Below are 24725 nucleotides of genomic sequence, written 5' to 3'. Positions count from 1 at the left end.
TCAAACTCCTTCACCCTCAAACTCGTATCTCGCAATTTGAATCTCATATTCACTTTCAAAACTCCTAATACTCCCGAACACTCCGACTCTCAAACTCCTTCACCCTCAAACTCGAAACTCGCCTCCCGAACCCATCCTACAAATGCTTATTCCCTGTAATTTTCAGTTCATTCAGGTCCAACTGTGATTCTGCTTTTCGGATTTCGTCGTCACTGAAGAGTTTTTCGCGTTTCATTTTAAACAGTTCTTTTCTCTGCAAGGCAAATATATCCAGCATCACTTTATGATATTCTGCCATATCGTTCATTCTGTTGGTGCACATTTCAATAGAACTTAAATGATTCTGGTGAAGCTGGATATCACTTTCCAGTGCCTTTTTAAGATTCTCAAGCAGACTATTGCTGTTCACCGTTTCATTGTATTCTTTATCAAGTTTATGGACGGCAAGCTTATCCAGCCTCATCTGAATTCCAGCCTGCTGTTCATGGGAAGGAAGAATAGGATCTATCTCCCCGATCTTGATTAATTTAATCACCAAAGGTAATGTCAAACCCTGAAATACTAAGGTCACAAAAATGACCACAAATGTGATAAAAATGATCAGATTTCTCATCGGAAACTCTGCTTGTGAGTTCATCATTACCGGGATCGACAAGGCTGTTGCGAGAGAAACAACTCCTCTCATTCCTGCCCAGCCTATGATCAAAGGATTTTTCCATCCCGGATTTGGGTCACGTCGGGCTTTTTCACTGAACCATCTTGGAAGATGAGCCACGGGATAGATCCATAACAAACGTACCGCAATGACGATCAGACTTATTATTAAACCATATTTGATTCCATCCATTAAAGAAGTTTCCCCCAGTCCATTGATGATATCCGGAAGTTCAAGACCTATTAATACAAAAACTAAGGCGTTCATTACAAAAATCATGGTGTTCCAGACTCCGGTCATATTGATTCTTGTGGTTCCTGTTTTGAAAATTTCATGAGCACGGAAAGACATAAATAATCCTCCGCTCACTACAGCCATTACTCCCGAGAAATGAAAATGTTCTGCAGAAAGAAACAGAATATAAGGAGTCATCACTGTAAGTGCTGCATCAATAGCTGGCGTTGTAGGCAAAAAACGGTGAATGGCATAGAAAATATGAGCTCCTGCAATCCCGACAACAATTCCCATTCCTGCTACCAGAAAAAACTGACCTGTCGCTTCATGCATTGAAAAAGCTTCTGTCATTACTGCCGCCAGAGCAAATCTGAAAACGATCAGGGAAGAAGCATCATTAATCAGACTTTCTCCTTCCAGGATGGCAAGGGTTCGTTTAGGAACTTTCAATCCTTTTAAAACGGTAGCAGCTGCTACAGCATCCGGCGGTGAAACAATTCCTCCCAATAAAAACCCTAATGCGAGCGTAAAACCAGGAATGAGCATTTGTGAAGTATATGCTACCACTAAAGATGTCAGAAATACCAGACCGAAGGCCAGCAGACTGATGGGACGTTTCCATTTCCAGAAATCATTCCATGAGGTATACCAGGCCGCTTCATATAAAAGAGGGGGTAGAAAAATTAAAAATATAATATCCGGATCCAGCTTTAAAACGGGTACTCCGGGAATAATACTGATTCCTAATCCGGCAAGCACAAGAAAAATAGGATAAGCAATTTTGATCCGCTGTGCCAGCATCACCAGCATCATAACGAGTAATAAAAGTCCCAGGATTAAAAGGAGTTGTTCGTGCATGTGTTTTTAGTAGTTAGAAATTAGAGGTTAGAAGTTAGGTTTTAGATTCCGGATTATTTAGGTTTTGGCTAAAGCCAATTGAATGATTTATATTATTAGGTGGGCTAAAGCCCACCGTTATTGAATGTTCGCTGCCTTTGTTTTAAGAATTTTTAAATCCCAACTATAAAAAGGTTAACCACAAAAGTCACAAAGTTTTTATTTTAAAATGTTTAAGAAATTCTGATAAAATATTATATAAAGTTCAATATTAACTTATCTTATCTTTTGTGACTTTTGTGGTTACATTATCTATTTAAATAGTATTGAGTTGGCCAATTCAATTTCTTCCGTATTGATAGAATGTCCAAAATTGGCATAGACTTTCTCGGTTACGTCAGCATTCATTTCTCTCAAAATATTGGCTGTAGCGTATACCCTTTCTATGGGAACATGAAAATCAGGATTGCTGGTTCCCAGAAAAACAGGGGTTCCGGCAAAGTCTCCTTTGTAATTTTCACGATTGATCTTATCTCCTATTACTCCACCGATAATGGCAGCTGCTCCACCGAATTTCTGAGCATTACGGGCCAAAAATTCAAGCGTAAGGCAGGCTCCCTGAGAAAATCCGAAAAAGTATATATTTTCAGGTTTAATTTCTGCATTGATAACAGCTTTTACTGTTTCTTCAACCATTTCAAGGGCTGATGACAACCACGGTTCGTTTTGTTCCACCGGAGCTATAAATGAAAAAGGATACCAGGTATGATTCAAAGCCTGTGGGGCTAATAACGCATATTCTTTTACATTCAGTTGTTGGGATAAACTCAAAATATCCTGAGCACTTCCTCCACGTCCATGAATCATTATCAAAGCTTTTTCTGCCTGCTTTAATGGTATTCCTGCTGTTTTTATATTTAAAATATGGCTCATTATTTCTATCTGAATTTTTCTGTTGGATAATCGATTTTGGGAAGAACTTCGATAAGACGTTCTCTTCTTTTTTCAAACTGCAGTGGCAACATCAGATCTTCTCCTAAAAATGCTGCTTCTTCGTCTACATCGAACCCGGGACCGGAAGTTGCAATTTCAAACAAAACGCCTCCCGGCTCTTTAAAATATACGGAAGTAAAATATTTTCTGTCTTTCACTTCGGTATGTTCCAGCCCATATGCATTTAATCTCTTTACCATTTCAAGCTGAGATTCTGCATCGGGAGTGGCAAAAGCCACATGATGAACGGTACCTCTTCCAGCTAATCCTTTCAATGCATTAGGAGTAGACAGCAGATCGACATATTTCCCCGGCATATTGTCTGTTCCCAATCTTAATCTATCAGGGCTTTCTTTGATTACTTTATGATCCATCTGAGTCGTCAGAAGAGCGGCTGTTCTTTCATAAGCATCCTGCCAGATTTCCACGTGATGAATTCCTTTTATGGCATAATCTTTTGGAATATAGCCGTTATAATATCCTTTTCTTTCGTCTTTATCATTAAAAACCAATTCAAGTCCCAATCCGTCAAAATCTTCAAGATAAATGAAAACTTCATCAGAAAGTCTTTGCTGTGGCTGTTTAAAAGGAATATTAAACTGTTCCAGACGGCTCATCCAATAATCCAGGGCATCTAATGAAACTGAAAAAGCGGTGGTATTGAGCATTCCTTTGCCATGTCTTCCATTGATAAGGTCTTTACCATACGGAAAAGTAGTCATAATCGTGCCCGGTGTTCCATATTCGTCCCCAAAATAAAAATGATAAACATCCGAGTAATCAAAATTGACTGTTTTTTTCACTAACCGAAGTCCTAGAACTCCAGTATAAAAGTCTATATTTTCCTGTGCATTGCCGGTAATTGCCGTAACATGATGCAGTCCTGTGATAAGTTTCATTGTGTTGAAATTATTAATTGGTTATTATGATGGCTAAGAAAATGAAAGGGTCATCAGCAAAATGGTAAAATCGCAAAAAACTTTTGATTTGTAACTCGAAGCCCTAAACTCGTCCCTCGAAACTCTCTCACCCTGCGACTCTCAAACTCACTACATCCCTTCCTTCAACCATACATCATTATATTCTTCCAGATGGCGTTTGAACTGAGCGTGAACATATGGACACAATGGTGCAATTTTCAAATCATTTTCTCTTGCATAGGAAACCAGTCTTTCCAATAAAATTTTGGCAAAGCCCTTCCCTTCATATTCCTGATTCACTTCGGTATGGTATACAGTCAGTTTTTTTCCAATGACTGAAATATCCATTTTACCTGCTTTATGATCGTTTGAGAAAAGCTGGATTTCTCCTTTTCTTCCTTCTAAAACTATTTCTGTTCTTTCCATTTTTATTTTTTTATTAAATAGTATTTTTTTAAACGCAAAGTCTTAATGATAATCAAGTATATTTTAAGTTGGCTAAGATTTGAATCAACAACTTGATTCGATGAAGCGCTCTGCTATAATTACCTAAAATAAGTTTGCGTACTTTTAATTCTTTACATTTAAATCTTTATTCAAAATTAGCATCTTTATCAGAGCTGACCGATGATCTATGATAAGTTCGGAAGTGCTTCTTCTATATGATGCAGACCTAATATTCTATTGTCCATGTCTTTTAATTTTGATGCTAAATTACAGTGAACAGAAATCCTATGCATTTAACTAGTTTAATAAATATAAAACTCCGCTTCCCAAAACATCTTTTAGTATACCCTTACATAAATAGCAAATACACCTTTATACAATTCTCAAAATTTTCAATTTATATTATGTTTTTCACAACATCAATTATGATGTAATTTGAGCATTATTTGGAATGAAAAATATGAAAATATCGTAAACCGTTTTAAATAAATAAAAAATAAAGATTATAATTAACTGATTTAAAATACATTAACCCATTAACAATAATTTAATATTTAAAAAGTCTACTTTTTTAGTGGACTAATTGAAATTATATTATATATTTGCAAACGTATTCAGGAAATAAAATAAAATGAAGGCAGAATTCAAAAATAATTTAATTAAGAAACATACCATCAAAAATATGATGATGGCTTTTTGTATGCCTATGCATCAAGAATACTGTGGTTGACCTTACTTTTATATGACATATTTTTTAAGGCCCTACCACGTGTAGGGCCTTTTTTTATTGAAAACGAACAACATTAATAACATAAAAATGAGCAATTCTAAAAACAAATGGGTGATTCCATTAGCGTTTACAAACATCTATGTGATTTGGGGAATTACGTTTTTAGCTATATCATTTGGCTTAAAAGGTTTTCCGCCATTCATTCTTTCCGGATTAAGATTTCTGGTTGCCGGAATTCTGATAATAGGATATCTTCTGTCTAAAGGAGAAAAAGCAAATTCTCTGATCAACTGGAAAAAAAATGCAATCACCGGGATTCTTATCCTTACCGGAGGAACAGGGCTTGTAGCCTGGGGCGAGCAATATGTAACGGCTTCTGAAGCGGCAATTTCTATTGCAACCGGCCCGTTCTGGTTCATCGCCATCGACAGAAAAAACTGGAAATATTATTTTTCAGATAAATTTATTCCGATCGGACTGGCACTCGGATTTGTAGGATTAGTATTCTTTTTGAAAGGAAGTGTAAACTCGAACGCTCATGCAGTCACTGACGGAAATCTTCGTATTACAGCTTTTGTGGTATTGGGATTAAGTTCCATAGCATGGGTACTGGGTTCTTTATATTCAAAGAAAAATCCGGCTTCACAATCTACTTTTATGAATATTGCGCAACAGCTTATAGTAGCGGGATTAGCCTCTTTTCTGATCGCTTTTTTAAGAAAAGAATGGACTGGTTTTTCGGTTTCTGCGGTTCCATTATCGGCATGGTTTGGGGTTCTGTTTTTGATTTTCTTTGGATCAATAATCGCTTATTTGTCGTACATTTGGCTCTTGTCCGTGAAGCCCGCCGCCTTGGTAAGCACCCATACCTACATCAACCCTATTGTAACGGTTATTGCTGGCTGGATTATTGCTCATCAAAGTATCAATGGAGGTCAGCTGTATGGTTTATTCATCATATTGCTGGGAGTACTTCTCACGAATGTGACCAAGTATTTCAAACTTTCCAAACGGTCGAAGGTCAAAATCAGAAGAGTAAGGAGATTTTTAAATAGAACAGGCAAACGCTATCAGCCTATTTAAACAGTATATAAAATCAGAATGATAGAAATCAAAAACATATCAAAGACATTTCACCAGAAAAAACAGTCATTTAAAGCACTGGATAAGGTGAGTCTTACTATAGAGAAAGGAGATATCGTAGGAATTATCGGGTTTTCGGGTGCAGGAAAAAGTACCCTTATCCGTACGGTCAATTTATTGGAAAGACCGGATGAAGGACAGATTATTATTAATGGAAAAGATTTTACCAAACTGGGTTCCAAACAGCTTGCTGAAGAACGCAAAAAAATAGGAATGATCTTCCAGCATTTCAACCTTCTTTCTTCGAGAACTGTTTTTGATAATATAGCTCTTCCATTGGAGCTGGATCATACCAGTAAGGATGAGATCAACAGAAAAGTGAATGAACTTCTGAAAATCGTAGGACTTGAAGAAAAAGCCAATGATTATCCGAGAAGCCTTTCGGGAGGACAAAAACAGAGAGTTGCGATTGCAAGGGCTTTGGCCAATGATCCTCACCTTCTGCTTTGTGACGAAGCAACCAGCGCACTGGATCCTGCGACAACGCAATCTATTCTGCAGCTTTTAAAAGACATCAATCAGAGACTGGGAATTACCATCCTTTTAATTACCCACGAAATGGAAGTGATCAAATCGGTCTGTAACCATGTTGCAGTGATCGACAAAGGAAAATTATTAACAAAAGGAACTTTAAGCGAGATTATTTCGGATAGGGAACATCCAATCATCCGCCAGTTTATAAATTCAGACATCATGACCCTGCCACAGGAACTCAGTAACAGACTGCAGAAAGAACCAAAAGATGGTTTATTTCCGCTGGTCGAAATAGAACTTAACGAAAACATTAGTGTTGAACAAATTCTTTCAACTCTGTATAATCAATATAAAATCCCTTACAAGCTTTTAAAGGCTGACGTAGAATATTTCGGAAATTCCAATTTTGGTAAGCTTCTGCTGCATCTTCAAGGTGAGACAGAAGAAAACCAACAGGCGATCTATTATTTCAACCAAAATAAAATTCAAAATACAGTAAAAGGATATGCTTAGTGATACGGTAATTGCCCTTTTGGCAAAAGGAACCTGGGAAACAGTTTATATGACATTTCTCTCCGGATTTTTTGGATTTGTGTTAGGTCTTCCGGTTGGGATTATGCTTTTTTTAACCAGAAAAGGACAACTTCTGGAAAATACATTCTATCATAGAGGATTATCTATTTTGGTTAATATTTTCCGTGCGATCCCTTTTATTATTCTGATTGTATGGATGATCCCTTTCACCAGAATTTTAGCAGGAACTTCTATTGGAGTGAATGCTGCCCTGGTTCCATTAAGTGTTGGAGCTGCTCCGTTTATTGCAAGACTTGTTGAGAACAGCCTCATTGAGGTTCCTCAGGGTCTTATTGAAACTGCAAGAGCACTGGGTGCTTCTCCATTACAAATTATCAGAAAAGTATTACTTCCTGAAGCTTTACCTTCATTAATCAACAATGCTACGATTACTTTGATCACGCTTGTAGGATATTCTGCGATGGGAGGTGCTGTAGGTGCCGGAGGACTTGGACAGGTTGGGTACCAGTACGGATATATCGGTTATGATATTGTTATTATGAATACAGTATTGATTCTGCTTGTTCTTTTGGTCTTCATCATCCAATTCATGGGAGACAGATTGTCAAAAAGGTTTGATCACAGGTAGTTGAGTTGGAGTGTCCGAGGGTTGGAGAGTTGGAGAGTTGGAGTGTATCAGAGTGCCTTCATTCATCTTTTCACACTTCTTCCTCAATATCATTTAAATATAATAAAGAATGAAAAAAATAAAGATTTTTGGTTTATTAGCTGCAGGAATATTTCTTTTTAGTGCATGTTCGGGGAGAAAAGATGACCCGAATTTTATCCGTGTAGGAATTACTTATGGACCAGAACAGGAAATTGCTGAAGTAGCGAAAAAAGTAGCGAAGGAGAAATATAATCTGGAAGTGGAGCTTATTCCTTTTAATGATTATGTAGTTCCCAATGAAGCCTTGACGAATGGTGATATTGATGCCAATGCCTTTCAGCATATCCCTTATTTAACTGAACAGTCAAAACAGAGAAACTATAATCTCGTACCTGTAGGAAATACATTTGTCTACCCTATTGTAGCGTATTCAAAAAAGATTAAAAACATCAGTGAATTGCAGGACGGCAGCACTGTTGTTATTCCCAATGACCCTACCAATGGAGGACGATCTTTACTTCTGCTTCAGAAGGGCGGTCTGCTGAAATTAAAAGCGAATGTCGGACTTCTTCCAAAAGTAACAGATATAACAGAAAACCCAAAAGAGCTGAAAATTATGGAGATTGAAGGGGCTCAGATTCCAAGAGTTTTAGAAGACAGAGATGTTGTTGTAGGGATCATCAATAATAATTTTGCTGCCCAGGCCGGTTTAGATCAGGAAAAACAGGGCATCTTAGTGGAAGATAAAGATTCTCCTTACGTGAATGTAATTGTTGCCAGACCGGACAATAAGAACAGTCAGAAAGTTAAAAATTTTGTCAAAGCATACGAGTCTCCGGAAGTAGAAAAGAAAGCGAAAGAAATCTTCAAAGGAGGAGCGGTGAAGGGATGGGATTGATGAGTGAGAGCGTTTGAGAGTGAGAGCGTTTTGAAATTCGGGGTTCGGGATACGAATTTTCCAGATTCGGATTTTACTTTTTCACTTGTGAGCTTCTCCTCAATTTTTTCACCTTTACCAAGAAAAATATTAAGATCAGCTGTCTGCAAATAAGCAGGCAGTTTTTTATATCCTAATTTTTTATTTTCTCAATTTGAGATAATAAAAATTTTCTTTACTTTTGCTTTTAATCAAATAGAAAGGCATTATGTTAAAGAAAACCGTCATTATAAGTTTATTCACCTTTATTTCTGCTTCTTATATGGCTCAGACCAATACTACTCTACCCATTTATTTAGATGAATCAAAACCTGTGGAACAGCGTATTCAGGATGCTTTGTCCAGAATGACACTGGAGGAGAAAGTGGCGATGCTTCATGCACAGTCGAAATTCAGTTCGCCGGGTGTTCCAAGATTGGGTATTCCGGAATTCTGGACAACTGATGGTCCTCACGGGGTACGTCCTGAAGTAATGTGGGATGAATGGGATCAGGCCGGATGGACCAATGACTCTATTATCGCCTACCCTGCTCTTACTGCATTATCCGCAACATGGAATAAAAAAATGTCATGGAACTATGGTAAGGCTTTGGGTGAAGAAGCACGTTACAGAAAAAAAGATATTCTTCTGGGACCTGGAGTTAATATTTACAGAACTCCACTGAACGGAAGAAACTTTGAATATATGGGGGAAGATCCTTATCTGACTTCAAAAATGGTGGTCCCTTATATTAAAGGGGTACAATCTAATGGTGTAGCAACTTCCGTGAAGCATTTTGCCCTGAATAACCAGGAAATGTTCCGTCATACCAGCAATGTGAATGTGGATGACAGAACGCTTTATGAAATCTACCTTCCGCCTTTTAAAGCAGCGGTAACAGAAGGTGATTCATGGACGATTATGGGAGCTTATGACATGTACAAAGGTCAATATGCCAGCCAGAATCAATATCTTTTAAATGATATTTTAAAGAAAGAATGGAATTATAAAGGTGTTGTAGTTTCTGACTGGGGTGCCGTAAACAATACAGAACAGGCCATTCATAACGGTCTTGATCTTGAATTCGGATCATGGACCAACGGACTTTCTGCGGGAACTAAAAATGCTTATGATAATTATTATCTGGCAAAACCTTATCTTGATTTGATTAAAGCAGGAAAAGCAGATACCAAAGAACTGGATGATAAAGTAACAAGATTACTTCGTCTTGCCTATAAAACAACGATGAACCGCAACAAGCCTTTTGGAAATATTGCTTCTGAAGATCATAAAGCAGTAGCAAAGGAAATTGGAGAAGAAGGGATTGTTCTATTAAAAAACCAGGGGAATGTTCTTCCAATTGATATTAGTAAGGCTAAAAAAATCGCCGTTATTGGTGAAAATGCTATTAAGATCATGACTGTTGGTGGAGGTTCTTCATCATTAAAAGTAAAATATGAAACGCTTCCTTTGGACGGTATCAAGTCCAGATTTGGAAAACAAGCTGATGTACAGTATGCGAGAGGTTATGTAGGAGATATCGGAGGTGAATATAACGGAGTAAAATCCGGACAGGATTTAAAAGATACCCGTTCTGAAGCTGAGCTGCTGAATGAAGCTGTAGAATTAGCAAAAAAATCAGATTATGTGATTTTCGTAGGAGGGTTGAATAAAGCAGACTTCCAGGACAGTGAAGGAAACGATAGAAAAAGCTATGGACTTCCTTACAATCAGGATCACGTGATTTCTGCTCTGGCAAAAGCCAATAAAAACCTGGCAGTTGTACTGGTTTCTGGAAATGCTGTGGCAATGCCTTGGATTAAAGAAGTTCCAACTGTTTTACAATCATGGTATCTGGGTTCTGAAGCTGGAAATTCCATCGCTTCCGTTCTGGCAGGTGATGCAAACCCTTCAGGAAAACTTCCATTTACATTCCCGGTAAAGCTTGAGGATAACTCAGCACATCAGTTGGGAGAGTACCCGGGACAAAAGGATGAGTTGGCTGCAGGAAAAGGAAAAGATCAGAAAAACCCTATCAATATTACTTACAACGAAGGTGTTTTTGTAGGATATCGCTGGCATGATACCAAAAATATAAAGCCTCTATTCAGCTTCGGACATGGACTGAGCTATACCACTTTTGAATTCGGGAAAGCAAAAGCGGATCAAACAACCATTTCACAGGATGGGAAAATTACATTCACAGTAACCGTAAAAAATACAGGTAAAAAAGCTGGGGCTGAGGTTGCTCAACTTTATATCAGTGATTTAAAATCATCCGTTCCGCGCCCTGCAAAAGAACTGAAAGGCTTTGAAAAAGTATATTTAAATCCTGGAGAACAGAAAGAAGTCACTTTCACCATCGATAAAACAGCTTTAAGTTATTTCGATGCCGGTAAACACGATTGGGTAGCTGAACCGGGAGATTTTGAAGCATTGATTGGAAATTCTTCTGATGCCATTAAAACGAAAGTGAAGTTTACCCTTAAATAAACAAAAAACCGAAAGTTAAGAGTGCAAAACTCTACTATTTATAATTATTTGATAGAATGCTAAACAGATTCCAAATTGGAGTCTGTTTTTCTATTTCTCCCACAGATTACATAGATTTTTGAGGTCTACTTAATTTGTTAAATCTGCGTGAGCTTTTTTTAAACCATTAAGAAGGCTTAAGTTTTTAAGGAACGTTAAGGTTCAAATAAATTTGAATGAAGCAGTGTGTTTAATGAATATCTTAGATATTCTCTTCATACTCTTAATAGCTTAATATATTCTTAATGGTTTAAGAATTTCTGTGTGTGTGTGGATAGCTTCTCGAGGATCAACGAAATTACACAGATTTTTGAGATCTGCTTAATTTGCATAATCTGCGAGAGATATTTTTTTAACGCAAAGTTTAAAAGAAAAAACATCACATTTTTAAGAGAGCAAAGAAACCAACTTTGTTGCTTAAGAAGCTTTGTGATTATATGTACGCTTGGAAAGAATCAATTTCATTGATTCCTGCTTTGCCACCTTAAAATAATAAGAAATTCAGATAAAACTTTGCGTTACTATCTAAATTATTATTCTCCCACAGATCACAGAGACTACACTGATTTTTGAGATCTGCGAAAGACTATTAAGCATAAAGGTTTAAAAAAGCAGATTCCAAATTGGAACCTGCTTGTATTATATCTAACAAATCTTGAATTATTTTCCTCCGCCAGCATTTTTCTCTACATCGGTCTTTGTATTTTCTTTTACCTTCTGGTTTCCGAAACGTTTTACAAAAGTAAGAGAAACACCGTACCAGTCCCATTTTGAATACTCTCTAAAAGTTCCGTCCTGGCCGTAAGTTGTATTATCGCCGTAAGGTCTTTTAAAAATATTCATCAGCTGCATGCTCAGTTCCATTTGGGTTTTTGGGAATACTTTGGTCACTGAAATATTATGGAAAACATTGGTATTATTGGCATATGAATTTCCATTATTTTCATTGGCAAGTTCCACCCAGGCACTTAGATTAATGTTTTTATTGAAAAGATTCGTGTAAGATACATTCGCGGAAGCTCCCCAATAGCTGATATAATCCTTAGCTCCCAGCTTATTTTTCTCGTTAAAATCTTTGTTGTTAATATAGTACCATCCAAATCCGGCGTTCACATTCAGCTTATTTTTCAGGAAGTTCTGATTGGTATTCGCAAAAAGATAATATTTTTCCACCTTTCCATCGAAGTTCCCTGGTAATGAAACCGTTCTTCCATTTTCCGTCACATAACTAGTCCAATAATCCTGGTTGGTATGCATATACCTTGCAGAAATAAAGTACTTTTTCATAATCCCGAACTTCATATAAAGACGGTCATTAGGGTTAGGATTCAAATAAAGATTTCCTCTGGAATACGTTCCGTTAATTTCAGGCATCAGGAATGGATTAAATTCCGAATACCATGGTCTCCATATACTTCTGTTATAGGTAAGACTCAAATCATAATTGTCTGAAAAACTATATTTCAGCAATAGATTGGGAAGAAAAGTTCCATATGAATCCCTTCTCTCAGTACCTGCTACATCCTGTCTTACTTTATAATCAATATATTCGTAACGAACTCCGATTCTTGTTTCCAGTTTCTTGAAGAATGTTTTGCTATAATTGGCATATACAGAGCTCAGATTATCCTCATAATGGAATCTGTCATTTTTAGAAAGATCAAAATATTCTGATTGAGGATCATTCATGCTGAATCCATAGAGATTATTGGGAATCGTGTGATTGTTAATTTCAGTCTTACCTCCCACTTCAATGGTACCTCCTGATTTGCCTAAAGGTTGTGTATAATCTATTTTCAGGTAATAATTACGCATCTGATTCATGCGGACAAATCCCAATTGCTGAGATTTTTTCCCTCCAAATTTATCAATGGCTTCTTTATCAATTAAATTATCATTGTTATTACTGGAATAATTGGTCCCTAAATTAACATCTAAAATTCTATTTTTCTCTTTATCATAGTATTTGTAGAAGGCATTAGTTCCCAAATTACGGCTGAATCCCCATGTGTTTTGAGTCTGGTGAAAAGAATCACCGGGGCCATCATTAGAAGAAGTCATCCCGTCAGATTCTGACAAAGATAAATTTCTGTTCTGTGAATACTCCAGCACAAGTCCGATATTATTTTTATCATTGATTGCAAATTCTGAAGTAGAGGAAAGAGAAGGACTCTCATTTCTCATTACATTTTCCAGATTGAATTGGGTAAGCTTATTGTTTTCAAAGCGGTTATCCCAAGTCTGAGTCTTTTGCACGTAATTCCCGCTGTTGTACCCTCCTATAAAGGTTTGAGTAAATTTTTTCTTATGGTAATTCAGGTTAAAATTTGCGTATTGTGAGTTTTTGGTACTCTGTCTGTTGTTAAGGGAAATACTTCCTTTCATTCCTTCATCATCCCTTTTTTTCAGGACAATATTGATAACAGACCCTGATGTTTCATACCGTGAAGAAGGACTGGTGATGACTTCTATTTTCATCAGGTTATCAGCTGGAATTGTTTTAAGATATTCTTTTAACTCCTTTCCTGTAAAAATAGATTTTCTGTCATTGATATATACTGTAACTGCCTGTCCTTCGGCTTTTACATCATCATTATTATTAATACTTACCAAAGGAGTCATTCTAAGGACATCCCACGTTGTATTTCCTGCCAGAATTGCACTATTCGCTACATTGAATACAGTTCTGTCTACTTTAGATTCTACTGTCGGCTTTCTGGCAACCAGAGCAACAGCTTCTATTTCTTTTGTATTTCCTTTTACAGTATCCTTGGCAGCAGGAGCCGGAGCTTGCTGAGCCATTGCTAATGAACCTGCTAATATGGCTATTGGAAATAAGATAACTTTCATGTGAAATTATAGTTTTTATTATAAGACCACTATCTCCCTATAAACGTTACATCAAAAAGTAAAAAAATAAAATAAATATCTAATCCCCAGTAAGATACCAAGATCACATTTAAACATAAATTAAAAAAAGTAAAAATTATTCAACAAATCAACTTAATAAAAATCACTTTCGTAATAAATATTCTTAAAAAAACCATTTATCTTCAATGGAGACTTATTTAAAAATAATCAATAAAAAAGCCCGGATCTCACCCGGGCCGCTAGCAATAGCAAATTTACAAGGAATAATATTAAAAAATATATGCTAGTTTAAATTTTCAAAATAATGGATAACGCCTACTTCCGGCAGAAGAAGTGGATCCTTATTAAAATCAGACGCCTGATTCTTGCTGTTTTCAAGGAAAGAATTACTGAAAAGAGCGTAAGAAGGCTGCTCTGCCACTCCGTTTTTCAAAAGCTGATGGGCCTCCACAATGGTTTTCCCATATAATTTTCTGAAGTTTCCAATATTGTATTGTGAAAATGATCCATAATGAACAATAAACTTAAGTCCAAGATCAATTTTTGTGCTTAGACTCTTACTCAGCTCCTCTATCTTTCTGTTGAAGGCACTTCTCATTTTCCAAAGCATCCCGGAAATACTTTGGTATGATGGATTTTCATCATAACGGTAAAATAAAATGGCATCGCCCTCAATCTCGGAAATTTCAAAATACTGATCATTCACATCAATCAGTGTAGACAATAATTGTCTTACAATATACTCGCCTGTGTACAACTTTGTATTGAACACAAATTCTGTAAATCCGCTGAAATCCGGAATAAGAATGATCCCCTCTTGTATATTTGTTTTCATAGTGATAATGGATTAAAAATCTGCTTCATCATTAGAGACGAAGCAGATTCAATTTTACTTTATTGCCATCCGCCTCCTACAGAACGGTAGAGAGATGTTATTGCATTCAGTCTCTGGGTTTTCAAAGATGCCAAATCCAATTCTGCCTGAAGCTTATTCGTTTGAGCCATGATTACCTCTACATAAGTCGCTGAATTATATTTAAATAACAGATCAGCTTTCTTCACTGCTTCCCCGGATTTCAATGCCAGTCTTTCCGCAATTTTCTGCTGTTCTTCCAGCTTTTGGATCTGAACCAGCGCATCAGAAACTTCTCCTACTGCTTTCAAAACAGACTGTTTAAAGTTAATTTCTGCCTGATCTGCCAATACTTTAGACTGCTCATACTGTGTCTTCAGCTGTTTTCCATTCAAAATAGGCTGTGCGACAGCTCCCGCTATCATCCCAAACAGTGAACCCGGAACACTGAACCACTTACTGATCTGGAAAGCATTTACGCCGCCCTGCGCTGTAATATTCAGTGAAGGATACATACTCATTTTCGCCACATGGATTGCTGCTGCACTTTTTCTTACCTCAAGTTCTGCGGTTTTAATGTCTGGTCTGTAACTCAATAATTCTGAAGGAATTCCTGCTGCAATACGATCCGGAGACTGCACATTATTCAGGCTTGCACTTCTTTCAATTTTTCCGGGCATTGAACCGGTGAGCAGGCTCAAAGCATTTTCCTGGGTTGCCACAGAACTTTCAATGGCTGGAATTGATTTCAGAATCTGATCTTTCACAATTTCCTGCTGCTGTACAGCCAAAGCCGTTACCAGCCCAAGTTCCTGTTGTTTGGTCAGAAACTTCAGCGTATTATCTGCATACACAAGATTGGATTTTGTAATTTCCAATTGAGTATCCAGCATCAACAGGTTATAATATCCTTGTACAACTGCAGACACCACTTGTGTTTTCACCGCTTTTGCGGCTTCCTGTGTTTTAAGATATTCTGTTAAAGCCTGTTCCTTTCTCCCTTTAATCTTACCCCAAATATCTGCTTCCCAGGAAAAACTAAGGGAGGTTGTATAATCTTCCATATACCTTTTTCCCATGAACTGTCCGGCCATCATTCCGTTCATACTGTTGTCTGAAGGACGGTTGATATTAGCATTGGCAGAAGCACTGATCGTTGGAATATTAGCCCACTTACTTTGGGTATAGGCTAATGATGCAAATTCGATCTGTTTTAAAGCTACCTGAAGATCATTATTCTGTACAATCGCTTTATCAATCAATCCTACCAAAACAGGATCTTTGAAAAAGTCTTTATAGCTGATTTTAGCAATATTTTCATCTTGTCCTGCAACAATGCTGTCACTTCTAAAGGCTTCTGGCATTTTCACTTCAGGCTGCTCATATTTCTGAACTTTACAGGAAATTGCGGTCCCTGAAATCAATGCGATATATGCTATATTTTTAATTTTCATTTTTTAAAATCATTTGAATTAATATTCCCAATCTGCATCGGTTACTACTCTTCCGTTGATTCTCTCATGCAAAGCCTGGAATACCACGAAAAGAACCGGAACCACAAAAATTCCTAAGATCGTTCCGAAAAGCATCCCTGAAATTGCTGCATATCCGATAGAATGGTTACCCATCGCCGAAGGTCCTACTACGGATAACAAAGGAATCAATCCTGTTATAAATGCCAGGGAAGTCATCAGAATAGGGCGCAGACGGGCTTTAGCACCTTCCACAGCAGAAGCAATAAGACTCTTACCAGCTCTGCGTCTCTGAATCGCAAATTCTACGATCAGGATACCATTCTTCGCCAAAAGCCCGATCAGCATTACCAAAGCAATCTGAACATAAATATTATTAGACAATTCTGCGAATGTTATCCCAACAAAAACTCCTGAAAGTCCCACCGGAATTGCAATCAATACCGCCAAGGGAAGAATATAACTTTCATACTGTGCAGATAAAAGGAAGAATACAAACACAATACATAATCCAAAAATCATGACTGATTGTGAACTTGAACCTGCTTCTTCACGGCTCATCCCTTTATAGTCGTAAGTATATCCCGGAGGAAGTACCTGCTTACTCACTTCTTCAACAGCCGCCATTGCCTGCCCCGTACTGTATCCCGGAGCTGCCATTACCGTTAAGTTGGATGAGTTGAAAAGATTGAAACGGTCTACCACTTCAGCTCCTGTCACCTGCTTCAGGCTTACCAATGTATTGATAGGAACCATTTGTCCTAAATTATTTTTAACGAAAATTCCGTTCAGAGATTCTTTGTCCTGTCTTGTTTCCGGAGTAGATTGTACCAATACTCTGTAATATTTCCCGAACCTGTTGAAATCCGAAGCCTGAATACTTCCGTAATACCCCTGCATCACTCCCAGTACATCAGAAACGTTTACTCCCAGCTGGGCAGACTTCACCTCATCTACAAGCACTTCAAACTGCGGATACGTAACATCAAAAGTGGTAAATGCTACCGCAACTTCCGGTCTCTGCATCAAAGCCCCCATCATTCCATAGGAGATATTTCCTAAATTCTGTAGTTCTCCGTTGGTACGGTCCTGAAGCACCAGCTCCATCCCACTCGTATTTCCGAAACCATCTACCGTTGGGGTATTGATCACCAGAAAATTAGCTCTTTTATCCTGAGAAAGCACCCCCTGTGTCTGCCCGATAATTTCATTGATGTTATTAACAGCTCCTCTCTCGCCTCCTTTTTTCAATTTAACGAAAATAGAAGCGGCTGAAGATGACATAGAACCACTGAATAAGTTCAATCCGTCTACTGAAATCACTTTATCTACAGCAGGATTTTTCATCAACAAATCTTCTGTATCAGAAACTACTTTAGAGGTTCTGTCCTTTGATGCTCCCGGAGCAAGATTAGCCGTTACAATGATGAAACTCTGGTCTTCATCAGGAATAAATCCTTTAGGTGTTGTCATAGACATCCACGCAAACAATCCACCAAAAGCCACAATCATGATCAAAGCGACCCATTTTCTTTTTAACAGGAATAAAACAGCTTTACCATAACGGAACGTCAGTTTATTGAAACCAGCATTGAATCCTGCAAAGAAACGGTCTTTGAAATTCATTTTTTCATGCGTTCCCGGATGGTGTTGTTTTAAGAATAAAGCACATAAAGCCGGGCTCAGCGTCAATGCATTTACTGCTGAAATCACAATCGCGATCGCCAGTGTCAATGCAAACTGTTGATAGAACAATCCCGTAGAACCACTCATAAAAGCTACCGGAACGAATACCGCAGACATAATCAATGTAATGGAAACAATGGCTCCTGTGATCTCACTCATTGCTGACATGGTAGCAGCTCTCGGATTCAGTTTTTTATGTTCCATTTTGGCGTGAACCGCCTCTACGACTACAATTGCGTCATCCACCACAATCCCAATGGCTAATACCAAAGCAAACAATGTCAGTATATTAATAGAAAATCCGAACACTTTCATAAAGAAGAACGTTCCTATAATAGATACCGGAACTGCAATAGCCGGAATCAATGTTGAGCGGAAATCCTGAAGGAAAATATACACTACGATGAACACCAAAATAAATGCTTCTATCAATGTATGAATCACCTGTTCTATAGACTGATCCAGTGCATCTTTTGTAGCATAAGGAATTTCATAATTCATTCCTGCAGGGAAGGATTTTTCCAGCTCTTTCATTCTTTCCTGAAGAGCGATCTGCACTTCATTGGCATTAGACCCCGCCATCTGGAAGATTGCCATCGTTACGGAAGCTTTTTTATTATAATTGGAAGAAACCGTGTAGCTGTAAGCCCCAAATTCTACTTTGGCAATGTCTTTTAATTTTAAAACAGAACCATCATTCAATGCTTTTATGGTGATATTTTCATACTGTTCAGGCTCTGTAAATTTTCCTTTATAACGAAGTACATATTCCATTACTTCTTTACTTCTTTCTCCTAATCTTCCGGGTGCTGCTTCCAGGTTTTGGGTCTGAATAGCCCGGGAAACATCGGATGGTGTAAGGTTGTACGAGGTTAGTTTATTTGGATCCAGCCAGATACGCATCGAGTAATCTTTATTTCCATATACCATCGCATCTCCTACTCCTTTTACCCTTTTCAGCTCCGGTACGATATTGATCTTGGCATAGTTTTCAAGGAAAAGATCATTCATGGAACCATCTTTACTGGTCAGGGAAACCATCGCAATCATACTGTTCTGTCTTTTCACGGTGGTGATTCCCGCCTGGATAACTTCTGCAGGAAGCTGATTGGTTACCTGTGCCACTCTGTTCTGAACGTTGATTGCCGCCTGATCTGGATCTGTTCCCAGTTTAAAAATAACAGTAATGCTCAGTGTCCCGTCATTACTCGCTGTAGAAGTAATATAGTCCATATTTTCCACTCCATTGATAGCGTTTTCCAACGGTGGTGCTACCGATCTCGCAATCGTTTCAGCATTGGCTCCCGGATAAGCAGCCGTTACCATAACGGTAGGAGGCGCAATGTCCGGAAATTTGGTAATCGGAAGACTCACCATACCTACAATCCCCAGAATAACAAGCAATACGGAAATTACCGTTGCCAGTACGGGTCTTTTTATAATTTTCTTTAACATGATTTCTTCTTACGATTTTTTCTGTTGAGCATTTTTCTTTTGTGCCACGACAGGAGTTCCCGGCTGCAATCTGTCAAAACCGCTGGTGATATATTCATCCCCTGCTTTCAGTCCTTTGGCTACAATGAAGTTATCGCCGGCTTTTCCATTCACTTCAACGGGAAGCATTGCTGCTTTCCCACCCTGAATAGTGAATACAAAAACTTTATCCTGAATAGTTCTGGTAGAAGCAATCGGAAGTAAAACAACATTACTGTAGAACTGATCCAATACGATTTTACCGGTATTTCCACTTCTTAAAAGATTGTTGGGATTGCTGAATTTCGCTCGTAAAGTAATAGATCCGGTTGTTTTATTGAACTGTCCTTCCACAGCATCAATCTTTCCCGTCTCAGCGTATTTTTCACCGCCTGAAAGCAACAAGGTTACCGCCGGAGTATTTTTGATCACCTCATCAATGCTGCTTCCTGCATACTGCTTTTGGAAATTATTAAAATCATTTTCACTCAAGCTGAAGTAAGTATATACCTGATGAATGTCTGACAATAAAGTAATAGGATCCTGGTTACCGGGAGTCATCAAACTTCCCAGACGGTAATTGAATCTTCCGATAAATCCGCTTACCGGAGCTTTGATCGTAGAGAAATTAAGATTGATTTTTGCAGATTCAATGGTAGAACTAGATTGGCTTACCGCACCTCTTGCACCATTATAAGCAGCTTCTGCTTCTTTTACCTGAATTTCTGAAACCATTTTGTTTCTGAACAGTTCTTTTTTTCTGTCCAGATCAATTTTAGAAGTTGAAAGATTAGCTTGGGCGGTAATCAAAGCTGCCTGAGCACTTTTCAGCTGCTCGCGGAAGACCTGATCTTCAATTTTGAACAAAGGCTGGCCTGCTCTCACAAAGTCTCCTTCATCTACATAAATTTTGCTTAAATATCCTGTTACCTGAGGTCTGATTTCCACATTGGAAACTCCCTCGATAGATGCTGCATATTCTCTAGAAACAGAAGCGTCTCCCTGCGTCACTTTTGCAACCGGCAATTCCGGCGTCTGCTGTTGATATCCTTGGTTTTGATTATTTTTCCTACATCCTGATAAAACGATCAAAGTGAGGAAAAGTAAAGTCGATTTTTGAATAAAAAATCTTTGCATAACAATAGTCCTTTTAAATTTTCCGCACAAAAATCGAACGAAAAAAATTCAATAGGATTATTCAAAAAACTCCTTGTTTTGTCAAAAAGACTCCTTATTTTAAAAAACATGAGAAATATCATTCATAGACAATATAAATAACAATGTTTACTATTTCCAATCAATATTATAGCTTGAATTTGGTGAAAAGACGTCTTAAAATTATAAATCATTGATTATCAATACAAATCATCTTTCCTGTATTCTAAAGGAGATCTCCCTACGTGTTTTTTAAAAAATTTACTGAAAGACGCCTGATCCGAAAACTTCAATTGTGACGCCACTTCACCAATATTCAAATTGGGATTTCTTAGCAGTAATCTGGCTTCTACCGCCAGAACCTGATGAATAATCTCGCGTGGAGATTTAAATACGGTTTTATTAATGACTTTTGTAAGGTATTTACGGCTGATAAAAAGCTTATCCGCATAGAACTGAACATTATGTTCTTCTTTGAAATGATCCTGAACCAGCTTAAAAAAACTCGTGGTGAGCTCATCTTCTCTATTGGTTACCGAATGAGGCTTTTCTATCTTTTTAAAATAATTATCAATCTCGTAGATCACCAGGGAAAAATGATGCCAGATCATTTCATTAAAATAATAATTATCTTTTTCTTTATTGTTCAAAGTCTTAAGCTCATCAAGATGGAAATTCAGCTTCCTGTACACATCCGGCTCATTTCTGATGATGTGTGTAGGATCCGATGACAGGCTTTTCAGAACATTATTTGATTTATAATTAAAACCTGCATCAGAAATAAAATCCAGCGAAAAGAATATGTATTTTCCGTCATAATCTTCAGCAATTTCATCCAGCCAAAAAGTTTCTAACATTGGGCAAAAGACAATATCACCTTTGGACACTTTATAACTCTTATCATCCAATCTGAAGGTAACGCCCCCTTTCTGTATCATAAAAATACAGAAATAGTCAGAACGGTAAGGGGTATTCGGCTTTATGACGTAGTTGGCTCTATCAATTTCCATGACAACAAATTCTTTGATCCGAAGATCAAATTCCACCTGCTGCAGCACTTCATCGAAAGTTAATTGCGAAACAAAATCAGGTTTTGGCTGGGATTTTTTAGACATTGGAAAAAATTAAAACACGAAGATAGGCATTAAGGTGAAAACACTGAAAAGTCCAATAAGCGATTGTATCCCTTTGCTAAACAGTAACAATCAATTCTTTATCATATCCATTGTATTTTTCATCAATATAGCCGTGAGGATTGCAGATAACTTCTGTTTCTTCAATTTTATATCTGCACGGAGTATGAATATGTCCATGAATCCAGTACAACGGTTTATATTCTGTGATTAAATCCTCAAGGTTGGAGGCATAGGCAGAAGTTAATGGATCTTCTTTATATTGCTCCGGAACAGATTGTATGCTGGGCGCATGATGAGTAACGACTATATTTTTAAGCCCTTTCGAATTTTCAAGACTTTCTATCAACCATTGTTTTGAAAACTGATGAATTTTAAAGGTATCCATCGTTCTCATTTTCGAATAGGAAGGATCTCTTCTGATCATTTTATAATCATTCATCTTCGGCTGGCAAAGCATTCCATACTGAACGGGATTCCCAAAGATGGAAAAATCCGTCCATAAAGTGGCACCATGAAAGCGAATTCCTTCAATATCTACAAATGAATTCTCCAAGACAAACACATTGGAATCCAGCGCTGCTTCTTTAATTTTGTTCAGTGTTTTGGGATAGGAACCTTTATAATATTCATGATTACCCAAAACATAAACTACAGGCTTATTCGGAATTACATTTTTAATCCATTCAATTCCTTTGGTTCCCAAATTGATATCACCTGCCAACACAACAATATCAGAATGATCAAAACATAATTCCGCACTTCCAAATTCCCGGTGAAGATCGCTGATGACCTGTATTTTCATGATGTTTAGTAAAAGAACAAAGATAATGAAGGGAAGTGGAAAGACAAAAAAAGAACCGATACCTAAGCACCGATTCTTTCGTCATATAGTTTGTGTATTTTTAAGGCCGCTTATGATGAAACAGCTACTTCTGCTTGTTTCACTTTTAAGCTTTTCAATATAAAATAGAATAACATTCCGAGAGCTAGCAGAGCGTAACCGATCAAAATAATAAGATTCAGGCTTCCTACTGATAATTCTGAAGGAAAGATCTGACTCATTAACGTCATGAATGACAGTCCAATTCCTGCTCCTAAAAAGTAACTTGTAGAGCTCAAACTTGATGCCAATCCGTAATGTGCAGGTTCGACATCCTGAATTCCCATTACTGAAAGAGCGGTAAAGCAAAACGTCATTCCTACTCCTGAGATACATGCTGCACCCAACAAAACTACAGCCAGCGGATGTCCTATGTAAACGGAGATCAACAGGGATAATCCTCCCATTAACATAAATAACCATCCCAACACCCCCATTTGAGATGAGCTCAAACGTTTTGATACCCGGGGAAGAATAAATTTAGCTGTTAAGGCTGATATGATACTGAAGGGAACAAGCATCAATCCTGCAGAAGCAGCGCTATGCCCCATATCTTTCTGAAGCATTAATGAAATCAGGAATAAAAACCCGATAAAAAATGCGCCCAACGTAAAAAATACTGCATTGGAAACTACCAGGGATCTATGCTTAAACAATTTTAAATCAACTAAAGGCTCAGCAACGGATTTTAATCGGTAATAGACCATAACAAGAAGCACTAATGCCAGAACTAAAGAACCTATCACCAGAAAAGGCTGTTCTTTAATATGCACCAATTCGTGTGTTCCATACGTAAGACTTAAAAGCCCAAGCACCATCAATATTCCGGAAACCATATCTGTTTTCTGTGCGGTTTCATTTTTTTCATCTGCAGGCAGATAGTAGTAAGACAGCACCAATGTTATTAAAAGAATAGGAACATTGATCAGGAAAACCCAGTGCCAGCTAAGGTAAGTACTGATAATTCCTCCTACCGAAAGCCCGCTTCCTGATCCAATAGCAGCAAATGAGCTAAAAATTCCGATAGCGTGGTTTCTTTCCTGCTCGCCTCTGAACGTATTGGTCACGATGGATAACGCTGATGGCATCACCAATGCAGCTCCCAATCCCTGTAAAGCCCGGAATATTGCCAATACTTCAAAGTTTTGAGACAATCCTGCTCCCAGTGAAGTCAGCATAAAAATCAGGGCTCCCCATAAAAACATTTTCTTTCTTCCTATCTGATCTGAAAGCTTTCCTCCAATGATCAGAAACCCTCCAAAGAACAGAACATATAGGGTCTGCAGCCATTGAACAGTTTCTGCCCCGATCTGAAACTGCTGCTGAATAGAAGGAATTGTTAAATTAATAATGGCAATATCCAAAGCCTCTACAAACGTCCCAACCGATGCTAAAATTAATATTACATTCTTCCTTGTATCCATATATTCAAATTTCCTGCAAAATTAGAATTAACAGAACGTATATAAAAATTTAACCTTAAATTTGGAACAATATTTAAATCACATCATATATAAAAGAACAAAACACCTGATACACTGAATAACAATCTATAAAAACAGAACAAAATGGCAACTGAAAATTATATTCCCGACGAAAAAGACCTGTCTATCCTGCGCCTTCTTCAAAAAGATGCGAAAATGAGTGTCCGTGATATTTCAGCAAGAATCAATCTGAGCCCCACTCCTACTCACGAACGTATCAAACGTATGGAAAAACAGGGAATCATTAAAGAATACACTGCTGTTGTAGACCGTAAAAAGGTCAATAAAGGAATGATGGTCATTTGTATGATCGCTCTGAATGTTCATAACAAAAAAACGGCTGGAAAATTCATTGAGGAAGTCAGTAAACTGAAGGAAGTTGTAGAATTTTATAATATCAGCGGTGATTTTGATTTCATGTTGAAAATTCTCGCTCCCAACATGGATGAATTCCACGAGTTTTTCGTGAACAAACTATCAGAAATTGAAGGGATAGGCCAGACCAAGAGTATTTTTGTGATGAGCAGCATTAAGGAAAGTGCCCAGATTGTTTAAGTTAAGAAATAAAAAAGGGTTATTTCAAAAGTGTATTTTCTAACATCATTAGATGATAGCTTAATAAAAAAATCCTATGTTTTTAAATACAGCAT

At 37.6% G+C, this 24725-nt stretch carries 18 protein-coding genes; 6 read left to right on the top strand and 12 right to left on the bottom strand.

The genetic code is table 11. The annotated features are described in order from the left end of the window. Nucleotides 1–136 precede the first annotated feature (136 nt). The 4 genes from LF886_RS08810 to LF886_RS08795 all read right to left on the bottom strand — a co-directional run bounded on the left by LF886_RS08810 (nt 137) and on the right by LF886_RS08795 (nt 4065). Nucleotides 137–1747 carry a Na+/H+ antiporter gene (locus tag LF886_RS08810; protein WP_236853756.1) on the bottom strand — a complete coding sequence of 537 codons (1611 nt, stop codon included), beginning with the start codon at nt 1745–1747 and terminating at the stop codon, nt 137–139. A gap of 291 nt (nt 1748–2038) precedes the next feature. Then, entirely contained in the window at nt 2039–2659 is a 621-nt protein-coding gene (locus LF886_RS08805; protein WP_236853755.1) for an alpha/beta hydrolase, read from the bottom strand. 5 nt (nt 2660–2664) lie between these two features. Continuing rightward, nucleotides 2665–3618 carry a VOC family protein gene (locus LF886_RS08800; RefSeq protein ID WP_236853754.1) on the bottom strand — a complete coding sequence of 318 codons (954 nt, stop codon included), beginning with the start codon at nt 3616–3618 and terminating at the stop codon, nt 2665–2667. Nucleotides 3619–3768: 150 nt separating this feature from the next. Continuing rightward, entirely contained in the window at nt 3769–4065 is a 297-nt protein-coding gene (locus LF886_RS08795) for a GNAT family N-acetyltransferase (RefSeq protein ID WP_236853753.1), read from the bottom strand. Between the two features lie 838 nt (nt 4066–4903). Here LF886_RS08795 and LF886_RS08790 point away from each other — a divergent pair. From LF886_RS08790 to LF886_RS08770, 5 genes are all read left to right on the top strand, one after another. After that, complete coding sequence (locus LF886_RS08790) at nt 4904–5899, top strand: EamA family transporter (protein ID WP_109738001.1); 996 nt, start codon at nt 4904–4906, stop codon at nt 5897–5899. Nucleotides 5900–5917: 18 nt separating this feature from the next. Beyond that, a complete protein-coding gene (locus LF886_RS08785) occupies nt 5918–6946 on the top strand; it encodes a methionine ABC transporter ATP-binding protein (RefSeq protein ID WP_236853752.1) in 1029 nt (342 codons plus the stop codon). Next, nucleotides 6939–7595 (top strand): methionine ABC transporter permease MetI, encoded by a 657-nt coding sequence (gene metI, locus LF886_RS08780; protein ID WP_103234640.1) that lies wholly within the window; start codon nt 6939–6941, stop codon nt 7593–7595. The genes LF886_RS08785 and metI overlap by 8 nt, the downstream gene beginning before the upstream one ends. 109 nt (nt 7596–7704) lie before the next feature. After that, nucleotides 7705–8514 (top strand): methionine ABC transporter substrate-binding lipoprotein MetQ, encoded by an 810-nt coding sequence (gene metQ, locus LF886_RS08775; protein WP_236853751.1) that lies wholly within the window; start codon nt 7705–7707, stop codon nt 8512–8514. Nucleotides 8515–8815: 301 nt separating this feature from the next. After that, nucleotides 8816–11026 carry a glycoside hydrolase family 3 C-terminal domain-containing protein gene (locus tag LF886_RS08770; RefSeq protein ID WP_410685628.1) on the top strand — a complete coding sequence of 737 codons (2211 nt, stop codon included), beginning with the start codon at nt 8816–8818 and terminating at the stop codon, nt 11024–11026. A 699-nt stretch (nt 11027–11725) separates the two neighbouring features. On the opposite strand, the gene LF886_RS08765 is transcribed toward LF886_RS08770, so the two are convergent. The 8 genes from LF886_RS08765 to LF886_RS08730 form a co-directional block, all read right to left on the bottom strand. Then, nucleotides 11726–13915 (bottom strand): TonB-dependent receptor domain-containing protein, encoded by a 2190-nt coding sequence (locus tag LF886_RS08765; protein ID WP_236853749.1) that lies wholly within the window; start codon nt 13913–13915, stop codon nt 11726–11728. A 304-nt stretch (nt 13916–14219) separates the two neighbouring features. After that, on the bottom strand, nt 14220–14771 hold the full coding sequence (locus tag LF886_RS08760; protein WP_124533389.1) for a DUF2652 domain-containing protein: 552 nt from the start codon (nt 14769–14771) through the stop codon (nt 14220–14222). Between the two features lie 59 nt (nt 14772–14830). Further along, nucleotides 14831–16243: an efflux transporter outer membrane subunit gene (locus LF886_RS08755; RefSeq protein ID WP_236853748.1), complete on the bottom strand. Its 1413-nt coding sequence runs from the start codon at nt 16241–16243 to the stop codon at nt 14831–14833. A gap of 18 nt (nt 16244–16261) precedes the next feature. Continuing rightward, entirely contained in the window at nt 16262–19402 is a 3141-nt protein-coding gene (locus LF886_RS08750) for an efflux RND transporter permease subunit (protein ID WP_236853747.1), read from the bottom strand. Nucleotides 19403–19411: 9 nt separating this feature from the next. Continuing rightward, nucleotides 19412–20557, bottom strand: a complete 1146-nt coding sequence (locus tag LF886_RS08745; protein ID WP_236853746.1) for an efflux RND transporter periplasmic adaptor subunit — start codon at nt 20555–20557, stop codon at nt 19412–19414. 218 nt (nt 20558–20775) lie between these two features. Continuing rightward, on the bottom strand, nt 20776–21690 hold the full coding sequence (locus LF886_RS08740) for a helix-turn-helix domain-containing protein (RefSeq protein WP_236853745.1): 915 nt from the start codon (nt 21688–21690) through the stop codon (nt 20776–20778). A 76-nt stretch (nt 21691–21766) separates the two neighbouring features. Continuing rightward, nucleotides 21767–22513: a metallophosphoesterase gene (locus tag LF886_RS08735; protein ID WP_236853744.1), complete on the bottom strand. Its 747-nt coding sequence runs from the start codon at nt 22511–22513 to the stop codon at nt 21767–21769. A 110-nt stretch (nt 22514–22623) separates the two neighbouring features. Continuing rightward, nucleotides 22624–24015 (bottom strand): MFS transporter, encoded by a 1392-nt coding sequence (locus LF886_RS08730; RefSeq protein ID WP_236853743.1) that lies wholly within the window; start codon nt 24013–24015, stop codon nt 22624–22626. 144 nt (nt 24016–24159) lie between these two features. Here LF886_RS08730 and LF886_RS08725 point away from each other — a divergent pair, with 144 nt between their 5' ends. Beyond that, nucleotides 24160–24630: an Lrp/AsnC family transcriptional regulator gene (locus tag LF886_RS08725; RefSeq protein ID WP_103234178.1), complete on the top strand. Its 471-nt coding sequence runs from the start codon at nt 24160–24162 to the stop codon at nt 24628–24630. Nucleotides 24631–24725: the final 95 nt, after the last annotated feature.

Origin of the sequence: Chryseobacterium sp. MEBOG07 (assembly GCF_021869745.1) — a bacterium.
GTDB lineage: Bacteria > Bacteroidota > Bacteroidia > Flavobacteriales > Weeksellaceae > Chryseobacterium > Chryseobacterium viscerum.
This window is presented reverse-complemented; position numbering and strand designations above follow the sequence as displayed.

What these genes read in the sequence shown, in the direction of transcription:
- LF886_RS08810 (WP_236853756.1), bottom strand. Translation starts at nt 1,747, where the DNA reads ATGCACGAACAACTCCTTTTAATCCTGGGACTTTTATTACTCGTTATG.
- LF886_RS08805 (WP_236853755.1), bottom strand. Translation starts at nt 2,659, where the DNA reads ATGAGCCATATTTTAAATATAAAAACAGCAGGAATACCATTAAAGCAG.
- LF886_RS08800 (WP_236853754.1), bottom strand. Translation starts at nt 3,618, where the DNA reads ATGAAACTTATCACAGGACTGCATCATGTTACGGCAATTACCGGCAAT.
- LF886_RS08795 (WP_236853753.1), bottom strand. Translation starts at nt 4,065, where the DNA reads ATGGAAAGAACAGAAATAGTTTTAGAAGGAAGAAAAGGAGAAATCCAG.
- LF886_RS08790 (WP_109738001.1), top strand. Translation starts at nt 4,904, where the DNA reads ATGAGCAATTCTAAAAACAAATGGGTGATTCCATTAGCGTTTACAAAC.
- LF886_RS08785 (WP_236853752.1), top strand. Translation starts at nt 5,918, where the DNA reads ATGATAGAAATCAAAAACATATCAAAGACATTTCACCAGAAAAAACAG.
- metI (WP_103234640.1), top strand. Translation starts at nt 6,939, where the DNA reads ATGCTTAGTGATACGGTAATTGCCCTTTTGGCAAAAGGAACCTGGGAA.
- metQ (WP_236853751.1), top strand. Translation starts at nt 7,705, where the DNA reads ATGAAAAAAATAAAGATTTTTGGTTTATTAGCTGCAGGAATATTTCTT.
- LF886_RS08770 (WP_410685628.1), top strand. Translation starts at nt 8,816, where the DNA reads ATGGCTCAGACCAATACTACTCTACCCATTTATTTAGATGAATCAAAA.
- LF886_RS08765 (WP_236853749.1), bottom strand. Translation starts at nt 13,915, where the DNA reads ATGAAAGTTATCTTATTTCCAATAGCCATATTAGCAGGTTCATTAGCA.
- LF886_RS08760 (WP_124533389.1), bottom strand. Translation starts at nt 14,771, where the DNA reads ATGAAAACAAATATACAAGAGGGGATCATTCTTATTCCGGATTTCAGC.
- LF886_RS08755 (WP_236853748.1), bottom strand. Translation starts at nt 16,243, where the DNA reads ATGAAAATTAAAAATATAGCATATATCGCATTGATTTCAGGGACCGCA.
- LF886_RS08750 (WP_236853747.1), bottom strand. Translation starts at nt 19,402, where the DNA reads ATGTTAAAGAAAATTATAAAAAGACCCGTACTGGCAACGGTAATTTCC.
- LF886_RS08745 (WP_236853746.1), bottom strand. Translation starts at nt 20,557, where the DNA reads ATGCAAAGATTTTTTATTCAAAAATCGACTTTACTTTTCCTCACTTTG.
- LF886_RS08740 (WP_236853745.1), bottom strand. Translation starts at nt 21,690, where the DNA reads ATGTCTAAAAAATCCCAGCCAAAACCTGATTTTGTTTCGCAATTAACT.
- LF886_RS08735 (WP_236853744.1), bottom strand. Translation starts at nt 22,513, where the DNA reads ATGAAAATACAGGTCATCAGCGATCTTCACCGGGAATTTGGAAGTGCG.
- LF886_RS08730 (WP_236853743.1), bottom strand. Translation starts at nt 24,015, where the DNA reads ATGGATACAAGGAAGAATGTAATATTAATTTTAGCATCGGTTGGGACG.
- LF886_RS08725 (WP_103234178.1), top strand. Translation starts at nt 24,160, where the DNA reads ATGGCAACTGAAAATTATATTCCCGACGAAAAAGACCTGTCTATCCTG.